Source organism: Collimonas sp. OK242 (assembly GCF_900107095.1).
GTDB lineage: Bacteria > Pseudomonadota > Gammaproteobacteria > Burkholderiales > Burkholderiaceae_D > Collimonas.
On sequence record NZ_FNOR01000020.1, the window covers coordinates 42,944 to 61,599 of the forward strand.

Genomic DNA, 18,656 nt, shown 5'->3' on the forward strand with positions numbered 1-18,656 from the left:
GCGCAGAGACAAAACCAGCGAACCGCCTGGCAAGTCTACTTTTATAGTGCCGCATAGCGCAATAGTGCCGTAGTTTCAGCGATTGTTGATCAGGCGGCGCCAATTTGCAGTATTCGGGGAAAAGCCGAGGGTGCGGGAAAACCGCCCGGACTGGATGCCAAAACCCACCTTCACCACCCAAAATCCTCAGCGAAAACCCAGCTTACAAATACCGCAATGGCAGCTGGTTCATGGCCGCAGTCTGCGCTATGATGAAAGCGAAGGGCATTGCAAACATAAAAAAAAATAATCTTCAGGAGGGTATATGTACCGGAAAATTCTCGTCGCCTACAATGGCACGCCCGAAAGCCGTTCTGCCCTATATTCGTGCATCCAGCTAGCGCCCGCTCCCGAAGTCGAGATCCATCTGCTGGGGGTGATCAATCTTGCCACCTATCTGATGGCAGGCGAATTCGTCGCCGAATCTGCCATCCGGGCTGAAAAAACCTTGCTGGAACAAGAACTGATCAAAGGCCACAAACTGCTCAGCGACGCCGGCCTCAAGCCCATCGATCACTTTGAAAGCGGCGAACCGGTCAATGTGATCAGCGATCTGGTCAGCAAACTGGGGATAGACCTGGTGATTGTCGGCCATTCGCGCAAAAGGCCGCTGGCGACGCGCTGGTGGCGTGGTTCAGTCGATGCCTTGCTGGTCGAAAAAGTGCCTTGCAGCGTGCTGGTGGCGACCGATCCCTGCATGCCTTAGCGCCTCCTTAAACTCGGCGCCAACCAGGCAGCCTGCGCAATGCCGGCTGCCTACGTCTTGGGTTGATCTGTCGGGGCTTGCTCCAATACCGGCAGTTCGATCACCACCGTGGTGCCTTTACCTTCTGCCGCGTTAAAACGGACTTGCCCGCCCAGATAAGTTGCTCTTTCATGCAAGCCACGCAAACCATGGGTGGCAGTGTTTTCAAAGCGCTGCTGCGACATGCCGACGCCGTTGTCCCGCACCGTTAGCGCCAGCCTGTCCTCGTCAATATCGAGAATCACCTCAACCTGGCTGGCATGGGCGTGCTTGGAGACATTGTTCAAAATTTCCTGCAGCATGCGATATACCGCGATGTCGACTTTATGGTCGACCGCAATGTCCTCATCGGGCAGACTGGACTTGCATACGATCCCGGTACGCTGGCCGAAATCTTCCAGCTGCTCCAGGATGGCCGCTTTCAATCCAAACAGATCAAGCATGTTAGGCCGCAATTCCGTTTGAATCCGGCGTGTGGTAGCCACCAGCGAACTGAGCAGCTCCTGCATCTGGATCTGGCGATTCTGCCATTGTTCATTGTCCGGCAGGACTTTATAGACTCCCGCCAGATGCATGCTCAGCGCAGTCAGGGACGCGCCCATATTGTCGTGCAGCTCGCGCGCAATCGCCCGCTTCTCTTCTTCCCGTATGGTCTCCATATGGTTGGCCAGCTCGCGCAATAATGCAGTGCGCTGCGCGATGGTGCGCTCCAGCTCCGACTCGCGCTGCCTGAGCGAATCCTCGGCACGCTTGCGTTCACTGATATCGGTGGCGATGCCGACTACCCCCATGACCCGCCCCTGCTGGTCGAACCACGGCGCTTTGGTGGTCTGGAAAGTTACCATGTCGTTTAACGATTGCACCGTTTGCTCCAGCGTCTCCGATACCCCGCCGCTCATGATGCGGCTATCGGCCTGGTCGATCTGCTCGGCGTCTTCCCGTCGCTGAAACAGTTCTTCGCTGCGGCGGTACCTGGCGTCTCGCCATTCCAGTCCGAGCCGGCGCAAATAGGCCGGATTGGCGAAAATCAGGCGCCCCTGGCGATCTTTCACGAAGATCGGATCGTTGGTGTTATCGCTGACCGCGATCAGCAACGCGGTAGCTTCCGCCAGCTCTGCCGCGCTTTGCAGACGCGCGCCGTACTCGCGGTCGACCTGGCCGGCGGCACGCCAGAAAATGAACAACACCAGCACGCTGTCGATCAAGGTCAGCAAAGGCGGCACCGAGGCGCGGTCGTAGATACCCTGGCGCGCACCCCAATCGGCCAGCCAATGCAGGGCAACCAGCAAGATCAGCATCTGCGGCACGGAACGGCGCAACATCTGCCCGCCCGGCGCGTGCCGGGTAATGATCGCCATCATGCGTTGACGCGGACGCGACATCAGCAACGCCATGCCGAACAGGAAAAAAGCCACTGCCGCCAGCCACGGAATGCGGGTCGCGTAAACCATCTGGGTCATTGCAGCAACGTTATACAGATAACCCAGCAACGGGATCGCGCTTAGAAAAATGAGGGAAATTGCCAAGTATTCGGCCAGGTGGCGATCGCTCCTGGTGCGATGATCCAGCAGGAGCAAAGCCATTCCGCAGAAAACAAAGCCGATCGCAGCCATCGGATGCAAGCCATCCGGATAGCGCTGACCTGGATGTGACGCCAGCAGGTTAAGGAGAACGTCGAGCCAGCCGGCGCTGCCCAGCACCTCGTGCAACAGTGCTGCGATGGCAAGCATCAAAAGTAAAACGGCCAGTATCTGCGCCAGAAATTTAATCGCTTTTTGGGGCCCCACTATCACGCACTGCAGTAACAGGCTACAGGTTGCCAGCAGAAAACCGGCTGCTGTGTTGGTACCCCAGAGGGGTAGTTGCGAAGTAGAAAACTGCAGCGGAAATGACAGCGTAAACGGGTAAACAGCGGCAATCAGCACAAACGCAGAAATCATCATCAGCAACATGCTCACGGCTACCGCGGCGAGGATAGTGCGCGACACATAGGTTTGGGTCGCAGCCAGGCTCTCCAGCGCGCGTGTCTTCAGCAGATCCTGATAGTGCGGATTGCCAAGTCCCGCCTCCGCCTGATCACCATCTTCTATCAAATCGCCTCCAGGAAATCGTGTCGATCAATGATCTGGCAGTCCCGTTCCCAAGGCTGCGAGCAAGTCGCGCAGCTTGGTGAATTCTGAACTCTTATCGAAGAAAAAACGTACACCATATTTCTCTCCGGCGCGTCGAAAGGCATTGCTGACATTATTGCTGAAAATGATTTTCAGCGAATTGAGCGGCTTGTGCGATTCAGCCAAGGTCCGCAACAGGTTCATGCCATTGCCCTGCTTAAGTTCAATATCCAGAATCAAGACATCAAAAGACTCCGCATTGATCTTTTTCAAGGCGTCGGCTTCCTCTTCCGCAAATCCGGCAAATATCACGCCGGGAATTTCCTTCAAGGTATCAATCATCAAATCCCGTACAGCCAGCGAATCTTCCACCAGGAAAATCCGCAAGGGCGCGACGCTGGCATTGGCTGCAGCAGGGGTTATGGTTTGGTTCATATTGGTTGACGGCTAGTTATCAACATACCTCGCTTGGGTTCGTGCATTATGCCAGTCTGGATGGCGGCGGCTGACAGCCTTCTTGCAGCAACTATATCGTGTGTCTCTGGTGCATCTCGCCTGCCTAATCGATCAGATTATTCTTGATCGCGTAATAAATAATATCGGCATTGCTCGTCATGCTCATCTTTTGCAGCACACGGGTGCGATAGGTGCTGATGGTCTTGACGCTCAGGCAAAGTTCCTTGGCAATCTTGGTCACCCCTTCGCCCTGGCTCAGCTTATAAAAAATTTCGTACTCGCGCGCGGACAAGGATTCATGCAACGCCCCCTGTTCAGCATTGGCAGGATCGGCCGTCAATAGCTCCGCAACTGCATAACTGATGTATTTGTGACCTTGCAATATAGTCTCGATAGCCTTCACCAGTTCCGTCGCCAGCGCCTCTTTTTGCACATAGCCGTCGGCTCCGCTGCGCAGCACCTGCACCGCGTAGCGATTCTCCGGATGCATGCTGAGCATGAGCACCGGCAGCGCCGGTTTCTCGCGCTTGATCTGTTTCAGCACTTCCACTCCGCTCTTGTCCGGCATCGCGATATCAAGCAGCACGATGTCATATTCATTGGAGCGGATCAGCCGGATGGCTTCCTGCGCATTGGCGGCCTCGCCGGCGATCTCCATTTCCGGTATGTCGGCGATGAAGTGCTGGACACCGGCGCGCACTACCGCATGATCGTCAACCACCAAAATTCTCGTCATCTGTTCAACCGTCGCAATCAGATCAATTATCCGGCGCTGTCATGGCCTGGCTGCGGCCAATCTTCAGCGTGTCATATGCAGTGTGCGACTGACTGCCTTCAATGTAAACATATGCGGCAATTATTTGTTGAGCTCGATTTTGGCGGCGTTGACACACTCGTCTTTCGCAGCACCGGCCAGCGCATCGCACTGGGCAAGTGCAACCTTGTATCTGGCATCGGCGCGCTCTTCCCTGGCACTGGCGCTTGCCTTGGAGACGTCGCGTTGCGTGTTGGCGTTGGTGATGGCATCGGTTTGCGCGGCTTTTGCTTGCGTGATGCAGACATCCTTGCCGTTACCCGCCAGGCCGTTGCATTTTTCCCTGGCTACTGCATAGTCGGCATCAGCTTCGGATTTGCGGGCGCTGGCCAATGCTTCAGGTGTGTCTTTATACTCGGCCATGGCATCCTGCTTGCTGTGCTCGCGCGTGGCCTTGGCTTGCTTGAGACAGACGTCCTTGCCATTGCCGCTGAAATCGTTGCATTTCACCTTGTCAGCCTTATAGCTCGCATCGGCCGCATCTTCTGCCGCCTTGTAGCTGGCTTTGGCATTGTCTGCCGCCAGCGCCAGCGATGCGCCGCTAACGCCGGCCACGCCGATCAGCATGGCGGCGATCATTTTTTTGATAATCATGTCAATATCCTTTATTCAATCCGGCATGCAAGAACTTCCCGCTGAGCCCCTGATGGACCATACCAGCCTCGCCGGCCTGCCATCGCCGTTGCCCTTGCGCCGGTGATCCCATACTAACCAGGCACAGCTATACAGCGCTATAGGACAGGGACGGGCATGCTTGTAGGACAAGCGGAAGCGTCAGTCATGCGGAGCGCGCCATCAATGTGTAAAATTCGGCGTGTAAAATTGTCAACCTGCTCTGCCAAATGCGGTTTCCTACGCATAATCGCCATTGCACCCGCAAATACAAGTCTTAAAAGGAAGGAAGTCATGAGAGTCAGTCGTTATCTTAGCTTTTGGGCAGTGCTGTTGCTGACTTTGCTGCTTGCCGCCGGCGCCGCGGCTGGCAAAATGGCATGGTGGTGGGCTGCGATCCCCGCTCTGCTGACCGTACTGGGTATCTGGGACATGCGCCAGCGCAGCCACGCGATCCTGCGCAACTATCCGTTGATCGGACATTTCCGTTTTCTGTTTGAAATGATCCGTCCCGAGATGCGGCAGTATTTTTTCGAGAGCGATAACGACGGCGCGCCATTTACCCGCAAGGAACGCAGCCTGGTTTACCAGCGCGCCAAAGGCGCTGTCGACAGCCGGCCGTTCGGCACCGAGCTCGATGTCAAGCTGCGCGGCTACGAGTGGGTCGGCCATTCGCTGGCGCCCACCGTCCTGGCCAGCCACGACTTCCGCGTGACGGTCGGCGCCGAGCGCGCGCAGCCGTATTCGATGTCGGTCTTCAATGTTTCCGCGATGAGCTTCGGCGCGCTCTCGGCCAACGCAATTCGCGCGCTCAATCGCGGCGCCAAGAAAGGCGGCTTCGCACACGATACCGGCGAAGGCTCGATCTCACCTTATCATCGCGAATTCGGCGGCGACCTGCTGTGGCAAATCGCCTCCGGCTACTTCGGTTGCCGCAACGGCGACGGCAGCTTCAACGAAGAAAAATTCGTGGAGCAAGCCACTACGCCGCAAGTCAAGATGATCACCGTCAAACTTTCGCAGGGCGCCAAACCAGGCCATGGCGGCGTACTGCCGGCAGCCAAGATCACGCCGGAAATAGCGGCAACTCGCGGCGTGCCTATGGGTGTCGATTGCATCTCGCCGGCCACCCACTCCTCGTTTTCGAATCCCGTCGGCTTGCTGGAATTCATCCAGAAACTGCGCACGCTGTCGGGCGACAAACCGGTCGGCTTCAAACTCTGCGTCGGCCATCCCTGGGAATTTTTCGGGATTGTAAAAGCCATGCTGCAAACCGGCATCCTGCCTGACTTCATTGTGGTGGATGGCTCTGAAGGCGGCACCGGCGCTGCGCCGCTGGAGTTTGTCGATCACGTCGGCATGCCTTTGCAGGAAGGTTTGCTGCTGGTGCATAACACCTTGCTCGGCGCCGGACTGCGCGACCGCATCAAGATCGGCGCCAGCGGCAAAGTGATTACCGCCTTCGACCTCGCTCGCACACTGGCGATCGGCGCCGACTGGTGCAATTCGGCGCGCGGCTTCATGTTTTCGCTGGGCTGCATCCAGTCGCAAAGCTGTCATACCGACCGTTGTCCAACCGGCGTCGCCACCCAGGATGTCGGTCGCCAGAAGGCATTGGTGGTGCCTGACAAGGCCGAGCGCGTGTATCGCTTCCATGAAAGCACCTTGCACGCCTTGCAAGAACTGGTGCAAGCTGCCGGCTTGCCGCACGCCTCTGCACTACGCGCGCACCATATTGTGCGCCGCACTTCGGACCATGAAGTGAAACTGATGTCTGATTTGCTGCCTTATCTGCAAGCGGGGGATTTGCTGAATCAGAAATACCGCTTCCCGGTATTTGAGAAATACTGGCCGATCTCGCGCGCGGAAAGTTTTCATCCCGCAGCGCCGATCAAAAGCGGCGCCTGATAAAAAAAGCCAGGGCTCTCGCGACCCCTGGCTTTTTTCCATACCTGGCTGTGTTTCAAACCTCGGCATCCGGTTGATTTTGCGGCGCCGCCTTGATGAAGGCATCCAGCTCCTGGCAGTTCTGGTAAATGCCCGTCAAGGTCGGCATCGCAGACAAATCGCATTTCAGGCGCTGCGCATTGAAAATCTGCGGCACCAGGCAGCAATCGGCCAGCGTCGGCGTATCGCCGAAACAAAATTTGCCGGACCGGCTGTCCCTGGCCAGCGTAAGCTCCAGCGCCGCCAAACCGCTTTCGCACCAATGGCGATACCAGGCGTTCTTGGCATTCTCATCGACCTTCAGTTCGTGCACCAGATAACGCAATACGCGCAGATTATTCACCGGATGGATGTCGCAGGCAATCGACAGGCCGATGCTGCGCACAAAAGCGCGATCCAGTGCCGTCGATGGCAGCAAGGCAGGCGCAGGCTGGACTTCTTCCAGATACTCCATAATCGCTAACGACTGGGTCAGCGCAACCTGGCCGCCGGCAGCATCGTCGTCGACCAAAGTCGGCACCAGGCCATCGCTATTCAAGGTCCGGTACATCTGACTCAGTTGCTCGCCGCCGTGCTTCAGCAAATGGACCGGTACGATATCGTAGGGCATGCCTTTCAAATTCAAGGCGATCCGTACCCGATAGGCGGCGGAACTTCGGAAATAGCTATACAGTTTCATCAATGTATCTCGAATCTCGATTCAGGTATCAAACCAGGCGCACCCGCAGATCGCCGACGCCCGCTATCGATCCTTCCAGCAGATCGCCTTTGCCCACTGCGGCAACGCCAGCGGGGGTGCCGGTAAAAATCAGATCGCCGGCCTGCAATTCAAAATAGGCGGACAACTGCGCTATGGTCTCGGCGATGTTCCAGATCATCTGGCTGATATCGCCTTGCTGGCGCAATGCGCCATTTACATTCAGATGGATATCGCCTTGATCGATGACACCGCTCGCGCCGGCGGGATGGAGATGAGAAATCGGGGCGGAGTAATCGAAACCCTTGGCGGTACACCATGGCCGACCGAGTTTCTTGGCCTCGCCCTGCAAATCGCGGCGGGTCATGTCGAGCCCGACGGCATAACCCCAGATATGCTTGACAGCTTCCGCTACCGGAATATTCTTGCCGCCGGTAGACAGCGCTACCACCAACTCGATCTCATGATGCAGATCCTCGGTCATGGAAGGGTAAGGCATCTCGCCTACCGTGCCGTGCGCAACCGGCAGCACCGCATCAGCCGGCTTCATGAAGAAAAACGGCGCTTCGCGGCCGCTGCTGCCCATTTCCCTGGCGTGCTCGGCATAATTGCGGCCGACGCAATAAATCCGGTGTACCGGAAACAATTGGGCGCTGCCTGCGACGGGGACCGCTGCTACTGGCTTAGGGGGAAAAATGAATTGCATGGAAGCTCCTTTTTCAATACCGCCGAAAATACTGCCGAGAATATTGCCCAATGATCGGCAGCGAACAATAGTTAAACGTCATTCTTACCCAGAAACAGCCCAAGGCGACGTACCGCTTCTTGCAGGTTTTCCATCGACGTCGCATAGGACAGCCGAATATAGTGCTGCGCCGTGTACGGGCCGAAATCCAGGCCGGACACCATGCTGACGCCGACCTGATTCAATACATCCTTGACCAGCGTGTCGGCGTCGCCGCCGTCCTTGACGCAGTGCTTGAGTAAAGCGCTGCAATCGGCATACACATAGAATGCGCCGTCCGGCATCACCGGCACTTTGAAACCGAGCTCGACCAAGGCCGGCACCAGATAATCGCGGCGCCGCTTGAATTCGCTCTTGCGCGCCTCGTACAAGGCCAGCGAGTCAGGCTCAAAACAGGCCAGCGCTGCATGCTGGGCGATCGCCGAAGGACAGATGAACAAATTCTGTGCAAGTTTTTCAATCGGCGCCGCCAATGATTCCGGCACCACCATCCAGCCGAGACGCCAGCCGGTCATATTGAAATATTTGGAGAAACTGTTGATGACGATAATGTCGTCAGCCAGCGACAGCGCCGAAAACGGCTCGCCGTCGTAAGTCAGGCCTTGATAAATTTCATCGACAATGGCAAAGCCGCCTTTGCCGCGCACGGTGGCGATGATCTTCGCCAGTTCGCTGTGCAGGATCGAGGTGCCGGTGGGGTTGGACGGCGATGCCAGCAGCACGCCGCGCGTGTTTTCGCTCCAGTGCTGGCGCACCGTCTCATCGGATAACTGAAAACGCTGGTCCGGACCGCTGGCAATCATTTTCGCCTGGCCGTCGAACGCAGCAACGAAGTGACGATTGCATGGGTAGGATGGATCCGGCATCAGCACTTCGCTGCCCTTTTCCACCAATGCAGCGCAAGCCAGCAGCAAAGCGGCCGAGGCGCCAGCGGTCACGATAATCCGTTCAGGGGCGATATCCAGGCCGAATGCCTGGCGATAATGGGCCGAGATCGCCGCCCGCAACGCCGGTAAACCGGTAGCCGAAGTGTATTGCATCTTGCCGTCGGCCATGGCCCTGGCGGCAGCTTCAATCACCAGCGGCGCTGCAGTGAAATCGGGCTCGCCGATACCCATGTGAATGATATGGCGGCCTTGCTGCTCCAATGCCGCGGCCATTTTTGCCAACTCCATCACATGAAACGGTGCGATGTTGTCGAGACGTGAAGCCAAATGCGAGAATGTCATGAACACTTTTCCGAATGGCGAGGCGTTTCCGGTTGCTGGAGCCATGCCGCGCCTGAAACACGGGGCCGGTATCGGTGCACGAGATAAGCGCACCGTCCGTATTCCCGTCTACATTGATTGCCGACTCAGGATTTCCTGCCGGCGCCGATTTCGGTCGCCCGTGCTTTGGCGGCAAACTTGTCCAGCACGCCGTTGACGTATTTGTGGCCATCGATACCGCCGAACGATTTGGTCAGTTCCACCGCTTCGTTGATGACGACACGGTAAGGAATCTCAACGTGATTCTGCAACTCGAAGGCGCCGATCAGCAGGGCCGCGTGTTCCACCGGCGACAGCTCGCTGATCTTGCGGTCGATCAGCGGCTCCAGGCCGGCGCGCAGTGTCGTCACATCCTTGATCGCACCATACAGCAGCGAGTTGAAATGCTCGGCATCGGCCTTGTCGAAGCCGTGCGCCTGGCGGATGTTTTCGCTGATGGCAGTCACGTCTTCGTTATTCAACAGCCATTGATACAGGCCCTGCAACGCGAATTCGCGCGCGCGGTGACGTGGCGTGCGGCTCTTGCTCGGATTGGCGTGCAAAGTTTTATTAGTCATAGTTTTTCCAGCTTGTTTATCTACTGCGCGGCCGGTTCAGCCGCCAGCTTGTAATTCATTCAAACACTACACTACGCGGCAAGACATCAAAGATGCCTTGCCTGTCGCAAAAATCTTATTCTTCGCTGGTGGCTTCCGCCAGTTCTTCCAGCGCGATAGAGAGATTGGCCATCTCTACCGCTACCCGCGCGGCATCGGTGCCCTTCTCTTCCATCCGGGCTTCGGCTTGCTCGTCGTTCTCGGTGGTCAATACCGCATTCGCAATCGGAATGCCGGAATCCAGGCCGACGCGCGTGATGCCTGCGCCGGACTCATTGGAGACCAGCTCGAAGTGGTAGGTCTCGCCGCGAATCACGGCGCCGATCGCGATCAGCGCGTCAAACTGCATGGTTTCCGCCATTTTCTGCAACGCCAGCGGGATTTCCAGCGCACCCGGCACGGTGACGTGCAAGATGTCTTCATCCGCCACGCCCAGATGCTTCAGCTCTGCCAGACAGGCCGAGATCAAGCCGTGGCATACATCTTCATTGAAGCGGGCTTGCACAATTCCGATGCGCAAATCTGCACCATCCAGATTGGTTTCGTAAATTCCGACTGTCATGGCTTTCCTCTTATGCGCACTGGGCGCTTTCTACTAATTAATTTTCAAGATAATTTACAAAAATCGCTGCTCGTTGCTGCCACTGCCATTGATTGCAAGGACAAACGCAAAGACACCCGATCTTCAAGAATTCGGCTTGTTCTGATAGCCGGTAATTTCAAGGTCATAACCTGTCATCGACGGCATCTTGCGCGGGCTGGCCAGCAATTTCATTTTGCCGACGCCGAGGTCTTTCAGAATCTGCGCGCCGATGCCGTAGGTCCGCAAATCGACCCGCGGCGGCGGCGGCTTGATGCCGCTGCAGGCCGCTTCCAGCGCCGCAAACTTGGCGAATATCTGGTCTGCCGACTCTTCGCAATTGAGCAACACCACCACGCCGCAAGGCGACGCCGCAATGGCCGCCAGGGCCGACGCCATATTCCAGGAATGGTTGGTGGCCTGGGTTTCCAGCAAATCCAGGATCGAGACCGGCTGATGCACCCGCACCAGCGTTTCCACGTCCGGCGCAGGCTCGCCATGCAGCAGCGCCAGGTGGGCGCCGCCACTCGGCGTATCGCGATAGGCGATGGTCTTGAACGTGCCCTGCGCGGTGTGCGTGGTGCGTTCAGCGAGCCGTTCGACGATGCTTTCGTGCTGGCCGCGATAGTGGATCAGATCGGCAATGGTGCCGACCTTCAAGCCGTGTTCCTTGGAAAACTCCAGCAAGTCAGGCAGACGCGCCATGGTGCCGTCTTCCTTGAGAATTTCGCAAATCACCGCGGCCGGCGTCAAGCCCGCCATTTCAGTCAAATCGCAACCGGCTTCGGTATGCCCGGCGCGCATCAATACGCCGCCCTTGCGCGCCTTGATCGGGAAAATATGGCCCGGCTGCACGATGTCGCCAGCCTTGGCATTTACCGCCACCGCAACCTGGATGGTGCGGGCGCGGTCAGCAGCGGAGATCCCGGTCGTGACGCCTTCCGCGGCTTCGATCGAGACCGTGAAATTGGTGCCGTAGGCGGTGCCGTTACGGCTGGTCATCATGCCCAGGTTGAGCTGGTCGCAGCGTTCTTCGGTCAAGGTCAGGCATACCAGGCCGCGGGCATACCTGACCATGAAGTTGATCGCCTCTGGCGTCACAAAATCGGCGGCGAGCACCAGGTCGCCCTCGTTTTCACGATCTTCTTCATCCACCAAAATCACCATGCGCCCGGCGCGGAGTTCGGCAATGATTTCCTCTGTTGTTGCAATTGACATGTTTCGCCTTGAAGATAACCAGTCGGGAAGTCGCCTTGTGAGCTGACTGCGTCCAACTGATATTTGCTATAAATCGTGCTATGAAGATTGTGGTTTATGGACTAAGGGTCGCTGCTGAGCAATCCTGATAAATCAAACATAAACCAGAGGTGGCTATTTTAAAGGATTTAGCAGACTGAAAATGTTTTACGGACAGCAGTTTGCGGAAGTTTCGCCTCGGTCAGGCAATACAGCAACGATGCCAGTCGAATCAAGCCGCCAATGGTTGCATGTTTGCCAATGCATCAACCAACAACAAGGGGTCGCCCAGCGCCAGTTTTTTCGAGTCCGACAGCGCCTGCCGGAACGATTTGGCGCCCGGCACGCCGGCCATCAAGCCCAGCATGTGGCGGGTAATGCTATTGAGGCGCAAACCGTTGCCATCGCGCCCATGCAGGGCAAGTTGCTGGCGGATATAAGGCAACATGGCGTCTATCACCTCGGCCCGGGTCTTCGGCGCGGCGCCGGCGTCGCCAAAATAGCGGGAATCGAAATCGGCCATCAGATAGGGATTGTGATAAGCCTCGCGCCCCAGCATCACGCCGTCCACATATTGCAGATGGAAATCGATTTCACCGGTAGTCTTGATGGCGCCGTTGATGATGATTTCCAGCTCCGGAAAATCGTTCGCCAGCCGGTAGGCGTATTCATATTTCAGCGGCGGGATTTCACGGTTCTCCTTAGGGCTCAGCCCTTTCAGGATCGCGTTGCGCGCGTGCACGATAAATGTCTGGCAGCCGGCTTCTGCGACGGTCCCAACAAAATCGCGGACAAACTCATAGGATTCAGTCTGGTCGATACCAACCCGATGTTTGACAGTCACGTCAATCGTCACCGCATCACGCATTGCCTTGACGCAATCTGCAACCAATGCCGATTCCGCCATCAGGCATGCGCCAAAAGCGCCCTTCTGCACCCGTTCCGACGGGCAGCCGCAATTCAGGTTGATCTCGTCGTAACCCCATTCCTGGCCCAGCTTGGCGCTCCTGGCCAGGTCGGCCGGCTCGCTGCCGCCCAGTTGCAAGGCGACCGGATGCTCCATATCGCTGAAATCCAGATGGCGCGCCACATCCCCGTGCAGCAAGGCGCCGGTGGTCACCATTTCGGTGTAGAGCCAGGTGTGGCGGGTGATTTGACGGTGGAATACGCGGCAATGGCGATCGGTCCAGTCCATCATGGGCGCAACAGATATCCTCCGGCCTCGGTAATTCGTTGATTTCCCGGTGTTTGCAAGGGATTCAGGAGTGTTTGTCAGCATTGCAATATTCACTGTAATTCATGTTTCATCATCGGACTTCACGTTTCCTGGCTATAGAAAACATGGCCTTGACCATTAAAATAGGTAAACGCTGGCGGGCTCAGAAATGAGCCGCAAAGATGGAAAGCGACAGGCGAACGCTCAAATAGCAGGATGGACGCATTATATCTGACATGGCGTTACCTACCTTAAACAATGCTGAGACCTGACCTCGGTGTCCGGGCACGATGATAGTTGCGACATAGATTAATTCAGAATTAAATTCAATTGCAAAATAGACAATAAAACCAAGATCGCAAATATCACAAGACAGGCAGGCCAGCCAATGTACACACTCGGGACAGAACATTTGGTTTTACGCGACTTTTCCTCCGAAGACAGGGACGAATAAAGAGCGCTGCGGGATGACCGGAAATTCGCGCGATTCTATAGCGAGGAAGACCTTTCGAATGAGAAGTCGGATGCCTTGCTTACATTCTTTATATCCGAGAACCTGGCGCAACCGAGAAGCAAATATCAATTTGCGATAGTCACCAAGGGCGGCGACCTGATTGGTTCATGCGGCATCCGCCTGGAAGCGGATCAACAGGCATCGGTTGGCTGTGAACTAGGCCGTGAATGGCAAAAGAAAGGATACGCGCTTGAAGCCGGAAGTGCGATGCTTGCCTTCGGTTTTGAGCAGCAGGGAGTGCATCGCATTTATGCGGAAACGATTTCGGAAAATAAAGCAGCGATAAGGCTGTGCAAAATTCTCGGGATGCGACACGAAGCGCTTTTTCTGGAGAACAGGTATTTCCAGAACCGATGGGGGAGCACTTGCGTTGGACTGGAAACAACGTTGCTCGTCCACCGTTGTAGGGTCGTGACCGTACCAGCAACCAGCATGTCCGTGCAACCAGGTTTCGCCGCCCGCACGCAGGCCGGCAACCCGCGCATTGACTGAGCAAGGCGCGCAATCCGATATCCGCAGCTTACTCGGCCAATCACTCTGCTTACTGCCGTGCCGGTGTATTTTCCAGTACGCGCCACACAGGCAGACAGTATAAGACTGATCCCGATGGGCATAACCGCCAAGCATTGGCCGTACCATAAGCGATGGCGGCGTCTTTCAAGCTACCCCAAAAGACTACTTGACTGAAATGGCCCCGGAGCGAGAATGACAGTGCCTTTCTGCTCCATCATCGACCAGTTATCGATATTGTTTTTCCAATCCGGGCTGGTCAGTCCGGCTTCATTGTACGGCTTGAAGAATTCTTCTAACGCCTGCTTATTCTGATCGATTTTACTGGGCTCGAAAATCTTCTCGGAAATAAAGACGCCCACGGCACCTACCACGGTAAGTCCCAGTGCGACCAGGAAGAACGGCCCTGCAGCCACATCGATTGCGCCGGCTTCCGCCAGACCTGCGGCGCCCCAGAACACTCCTCCTCCAGTCTCTACCGCACCAAAGCCAACTACGCCATAATTGTTCGGCAACGGATTGCCGTACGCATCTTTCATGTTGAAACCGGTATACATGTCCCTGGCGCCCGAATATATTGAAAGCGGCCCGGACAATACATCCAATGCGGCTACGCCTCCCTTGAGCGCCAAGCCAGTGTATGCCAATCCCCTGGTTAATCCCGACCCGATCTTCTCGGTGGAAACATCGATCACTCCCGACAGCGCTACGTTGCCGCCGGCTTCGCTAGCCTGCAGGGCCGCCTTCTGAATCGCAGGGTCCGAATAGAGCGGCGCGCTTGAATAGGTATCGAGCGTCAAGCGTCCATAGGTTTCCAAGGTCGTAGCAGTGCCCTCACCGCCGGTAGTCACAGTGGCTGCAATCCGGTCGGAAAGTAAATCAGCATCGCCTACCGCGTATTTGCCTTTATCGATCAAGGCGGCCTTTACTGCTGCCTGATCCGATAAATTAACACCGGTCAACGCTTTCGCTTGTTTACTGATTTCCTGGGTAAGCGGTGTCTGGGCGCTGCCGGCAGCGCCGGCAGCCGGGCTATCGAGCAAAAATCCCAGCCTGGCCATGGGATTGTTCTGGACCGCAGCCCGCTCATCCGCGCTGAGCTGTCCCGCCGCCTTGCTATAGCGTTCAGCAAAGGATGCCGAGTCATATTTAACGGCTGGAAGCAATTTATACAGTTGGCCATTTTTGCTAAGTGCACTATCAAGCGCGGCCTGAACGGCTTTCTTATCTGTCGGGTCCACCTTATCCAACGCCTTGGTCAGCGTATTCACATCGGGGCGCAGGTTTTGCTTAAGCTCCGGTAATATTTCTCCGAAATCCTTATACAGCGCTATCTTGTTTTGCGTTTCCGGAAACTTGGTCGTAGCGAACCGAACGTAATGCTCGGCATAGGAACCTGCAATGTCGATATAGTTCACGCCGGCGACGATGGCATCCCGTTTGGCCCATGCAGCCTTGGAATTATCGGAAAAATCCAGTGGATTGGTGCCATTGAACAGATCAGTCTGGAACTGAGGATCGCCCCAGCGCTTGTCCCCCGCGACCAAATCGATAGCGCCGGAAAGACTGCCCCAAATTCCGGCCTTGTTTAATTTCTCTGCCAGAGGCAGTAGCGCGGTGGGCGCCGCCCCGTCTTTTCGAGATTCGGCTAAAAATTCGGTGTAGCTGGTGGGATCACCGCCTCTGGCTTGAATTCGCTGCATCGCCGTGAACATATACTGGCCAAATTGCTTCATCTCTTTATCCGACGTCCCGCTAAGGAAGCCTGTACCGCGCGCGCTCCAGCGCTCTATATTCAATATCAAATATGCTGCAGTTGCACCTGCTTTAGGATCGATGGTGTTGAGCTTGACATCATAGGTTTGCTGATACAGGTTCAATCCCAGCTTTTCAGCTGCCGTGTCGGCAATCGACGGATTGAATGCACGAATGGTAGCCAGAGCGTCGTTTACCTGCTGCTTTTGCTGAGCGTCCGGCAACGTGGCGAGCCATTTGGCATACGCAGGTGTGGCAATGTAGTCGGCCCAGCCGTTCGCGATATTGCTGGAACTGAATTGCGTACTGGCGCCCTGGTCGATGGCTGTCTCCAGCGATGTCCGGTCCAGGTTCTTGGTCAATGCCGGATCGGTCGTCAGCGCGCTTGGCGGATGGACACCGTTGGTATCGTCCAGCGCGGCGCGCATCTCGGCAACTTTATGCAAAGCGTCCCAGGCAGCCTTCGCCGAAGCCGGCGCATCGGCGCTGAGGGCGACGCCTTGTGGCAGAGTTCCAGGCGCGACAGGCGCCGGGCCGGGACTTGCGGTCGGCACACCGGGAGTGGCGACTGCTGGGCTGGCCGGCGCCGTCAGGTAAGGCGCTACCGCTTTGGCATATTCAGTGGCTTGCCGGTTCGATACTCCCATCAACTCGTAAGCCTGGTTGACGGCATCGGAGCGCTGCTGCGGAGTCAGCTCAGGATGCGTCTTCGCCAGATACGCCAATTGCGCATTTACGCCGTAAGCGGTAGTGCCGACAGCACTGAACGGATTTGCTGTGGCGTTAGCCTTCGCCGCTGTCTGGATATTGGCCACCACAGCGAGACTGTCATTTACCAAGTCCGGGTGATCGATTTTCGCTTGGGCTGCTGGCACGCCTTGCAACAACCCCGGGCTGAGCAGTCCACCCGATAGGTACTTTTGCGGAGTAGCGGCAAGTGCTTGCGGATTGATCTCGCCGTTGCTGAGTCCGCTAAGCGCCAGAGATTGCAGATCGAGATTGCCGCGTTTCAGCGTGTCTGCCGAGGCTGGGGCGTTCGACGCAGCAGCTGCCGGGGTGGCGGACGGACTCGACGTCGGTGCGGGAGCGGGTGATGTTGCGGGCGACCAGCCGGACGCACTGGGTGACGGCGTAGGAACCGGCACAGTCGTCGCTGCGGCCGGATTGCCAGTTTGCGGCTTAGGAATCGGGTCGCCGTTGACAGCGGCCCATAGCAACGGCTTTTGTGTGGTACTGATCGCCGTCGGGAAATATTTCAACGTCAAGCCGTCGGTGATGGCTTGGTAGTCTTTACCCAACTGATCTGTAAACGTCTTGTTCTTGCTGAAAGAGCCTAGAAGTGCTTGCACTTTTGGCAGGTCGATGACGCCGTTTGTAATAACCTGGCTCGACATGGCCCCAGTTTTGAAATCTTTCGTGTCCACCGGCACACCGGTTTGCGCCAACGATTGCGCTTTGACAGTCATCGCCCATTTGTACTGATCTGAATTATGGTCTGCGTTGCTGTACTGCGCGACCAATGCGGCCATACTGGCTTCAGGCAGCGTCTGGCCGTCGATCTTGCGGGAGTTGATATCGGCCAGCGTAGGCAAGGTGGGCGGCGCCGGCTGCGGCACCGCATTGACGTCTGCGGTCTGTACCGGCGTAAGCGGCGGAACCACTGTGCCAGACGGTCCCGACACCGCTGGCCCAGGCACGCCGTTAGATCCAGCGGTGGCGGTCAAATTGATTATCTCGCCTGGGTCCAGATTGTTAGGATCGCGCGCAGGAGCCTTCGGATTCGGTGGACCGGGCAGACGGCTATCCACCAGCCTCATGTCGAAATTCTGACTCTTGTTGTATTCGCTCAACCGTTTGAATACCAACAGAAATTGCTGATCATAAGTAAGCTTGGTCTGTTCATCCGGGGACAGCAATTGATCACGACGGTTGACGAAAACGGCAAACAGATTGTTATCGCCGTTTTTCCCGATGGTCACGGTCGGAGACGAATTATCGGGCGTTGTTGGGGGTTGGGGCGGTGGTGAAGCAGGCGCAGCGGCAGGAACTATCGCCGGCTGGTATCTCGCCGAAGACTCTCCATCGATATACAAACCCATAAACAATCTCCTTAAATTTTTTACAGTATTTTTTTGAGGCTGGATTGAAGCTTATGCGGACACGCCTTGGCCCTTGACTTTCGGTATGCCAATTGATCCATTGTATGTTCGAATTACTTGTCCGCCATTTCAAAAAACCGTAGTTTTCCTATGACAGTGCAATTGGTGACAGGACGACAAGAACACGTCGAAGCCGCTCAGGAAGTTTTATATGCCGATATCGTTAGCTATAGGTGACGCCGGGCGGTACCCGACAAAAATGCGGTGCTTGCACGGTATTCGGGCCACACCGGCTTATTTGCCTTTCCCTTTGCCTGGCCGCCTTGCTGCTTGTTTAGCGGCAGCTATGCGGGCCCGACCGATTGCCACCATGTTCGCGCTGGTCAACTCCTCCGGCCGCAGAGGTACCCAGGCCGCATACAGCGCAAACGTGCATACGAGGCACAGCAGCAACGAGGCCGCCAACGTCACCGGATCGCGCACCAAGCCGAAGCTGGCCATGATCACCAGCAACAAGGTCGGCAGCATCGCCAGACAGGAGCGGGAAACATCGACACCAACCTTGCAACCGCAGATTCGACAGCATGCAGTGCCCGCCGGGCCAAGACAGAGCTTGCGCCACAAGGGCAAACAGGATTCGGATTTGCAATGCGGACAGAGGTTCATTGCTCGCTTCTTCGATTATCAATCATGCTTGATTGCTTGCCAGTGTAGCG

16 protein-coding genes are annotated in these 18,656 nt (G+C 56.5%); 3 read left to right on the forward strand and 13 right to left on the reverse strand.

The window, feature by feature from the left end; genetic code table 11:
• The first annotated feature begins 304 nt into the window (after positions 1-304).
• Positions 305-745: a universal stress protein gene (locus tag BLV81_RS19955; protein WP_092359516.1), complete on the forward strand. Its 441-nt coding sequence runs from the start codon at positions 305-307 to the stop codon at positions 743-745.
• Between the two features lie 50 nt (positions 746-795).
• On the opposite strand, the gene BLV81_RS19960 is transcribed toward BLV81_RS19955, so the two are convergent.
• The 4 genes from BLV81_RS19960 to BLV81_RS19975 form a co-directional block, all read right to left on the reverse strand.
• Entirely contained in the window at positions 796-2,877 is a 2,082-nt protein-coding gene (locus BLV81_RS19960) for a PAS domain-containing sensor histidine kinase (RefSeq protein WP_092359518.1), read from the reverse strand.
• 24 nt (positions 2,878-2,901) lie between these two features.
• Positions 2,902-3,330 (reverse strand): response regulator, encoded by a 429-nt coding sequence (locus tag BLV81_RS19965; RefSeq protein ID WP_092359520.1) that lies wholly within the window; start codon positions 3,328-3,330, stop codon positions 2,902-2,904.
• A gap of 124 nt (positions 3,331-3,454) precedes the next feature.
• Complete coding sequence (locus BLV81_RS19970; protein ID WP_092359522.1) at positions 3,455-4,087, reverse strand: response regulator; 633 nt, start codon at positions 4,085-4,087, stop codon at positions 3,455-3,457.
• Positions 4,088-4,207: 120 nt separating this feature from the next.
• Positions 4,208-4,759: a hypothetical protein gene (locus BLV81_RS19975; protein ID WP_092359524.1), complete on the reverse strand. Its 552-nt coding sequence runs from the start codon at positions 4,757-4,759 to the stop codon at positions 4,208-4,210.
• A 312-nt stretch (positions 4,760-5,071) separates the two neighbouring features.
• On the opposite strand from BLV81_RS19975, the gene BLV81_RS19980 reads away from it, so the two are divergent.
• Entirely contained in the window at positions 5,072-6,685 is a 1,614-nt protein-coding gene (locus tag BLV81_RS19980; protein WP_092359526.1) for an FMN-binding glutamate synthase family protein, read from the forward strand.
• A gap of 55 nt (positions 6,686-6,740) precedes the next feature.
• On the opposite strand, the gene maiA is transcribed toward BLV81_RS19980, so the two are convergent.
• From maiA to dusA, 7 genes are all read right to left on the reverse strand, one after another.
• Positions 6,741-7,403 carry a maleylacetoacetate isomerase gene (maiA, locus tag BLV81_RS19985; RefSeq protein WP_092359528.1) on the reverse strand — a complete coding sequence of 221 codons (663 nt, stop codon included), beginning with the start codon at positions 7,401-7,403 and terminating at the stop codon, positions 6,741-6,743.
• Positions 7,404-7,431: 28 nt separating this feature from the next.
• Entirely contained in the window at positions 7,432-8,127 is a 696-nt protein-coding gene (locus BLV81_RS19990; RefSeq protein ID WP_092359607.1) for a fumarylacetoacetate hydrolase family protein, read from the reverse strand.
• A gap of 71 nt (positions 8,128-8,198) precedes the next feature.
• Entirely contained in the window at positions 8,199-9,395 is a 1,197-nt protein-coding gene (locus BLV81_RS19995; protein ID WP_092359530.1) for a pyridoxal phosphate-dependent aminotransferase, read from the reverse strand.
• Between the two features lie 125 nt (positions 9,396-9,520).
• Positions 9,521-9,991, reverse strand: a complete 471-nt coding sequence (nusB, locus tag BLV81_RS20000; RefSeq protein WP_092359532.1) for a transcription antitermination factor NusB — start codon at positions 9,989-9,991, stop codon at positions 9,521-9,523.
• Positions 9,992-10,106: 115 nt separating this feature from the next.
• Complete coding sequence (gene ribH, locus BLV81_RS20005; RefSeq protein ID WP_092359534.1) at positions 10,107-10,592, reverse strand: 6,7-dimethyl-8-ribityllumazine synthase; 486 nt, start codon at positions 10,590-10,592, stop codon at positions 10,107-10,109.
• 123 nt (positions 10,593-10,715) lie between these two features.
• Entirely contained in the window at positions 10,716-11,828 is a 1,113-nt protein-coding gene (gene ribBA / locus BLV81_RS20010) for a bifunctional 3,4-dihydroxy-2-butanone-4-phosphate synthase/GTP cyclohydrolase II (RefSeq protein ID WP_092359536.1), read from the reverse strand.
• 250 nt (positions 11,829-12,078) lie between these two features.
• A complete protein-coding gene (gene dusA / locus BLV81_RS20015) occupies positions 12,079-13,044 on the reverse strand; it encodes a tRNA dihydrouridine(20/20a) synthase DusA (protein ID WP_369823908.1) in 966 nt (321 codons plus the stop codon).
• A 478-nt stretch (positions 13,045-13,522) separates the two neighbouring features.
• Here dusA and BLV81_RS20020 point away from each other — a divergent pair, with 478 nt between their 5' ends.
• Positions 13,523-14,068: a GNAT family N-acetyltransferase gene (locus BLV81_RS20020; RefSeq protein WP_218134297.1), complete on the forward strand. Its 546-nt coding sequence runs from the start codon at positions 13,523-13,525 to the stop codon at positions 14,066-14,068.
• Between the two features lie 170 nt (positions 14,069-14,238).
• On the opposite strand, the gene BLV81_RS20025 is transcribed toward BLV81_RS20020, so the two are convergent.
• Together BLV81_RS20025 and BLV81_RS23740 are read right to left on the reverse strand one after the other, a co-directional pair.
• Positions 14,239-17,940 (reverse strand): hypothetical protein, encoded by a 3,702-nt coding sequence (locus tag BLV81_RS20025; protein WP_143036391.1) that lies wholly within the window; start codon positions 17,938-17,940, stop codon positions 14,239-14,241.
• A gap of 294 nt (positions 17,941-18,234) precedes the next feature.
• Positions 18,235-18,606 carry a hypothetical protein gene (locus BLV81_RS23740; RefSeq protein WP_143036392.1) on the reverse strand — a complete coding sequence of 124 codons (372 nt, stop codon included), beginning with the start codon at positions 18,604-18,606 and terminating at the stop codon, positions 18,235-18,237.
• Positions 18,607-18,656: the final 50 nt, after the last annotated feature.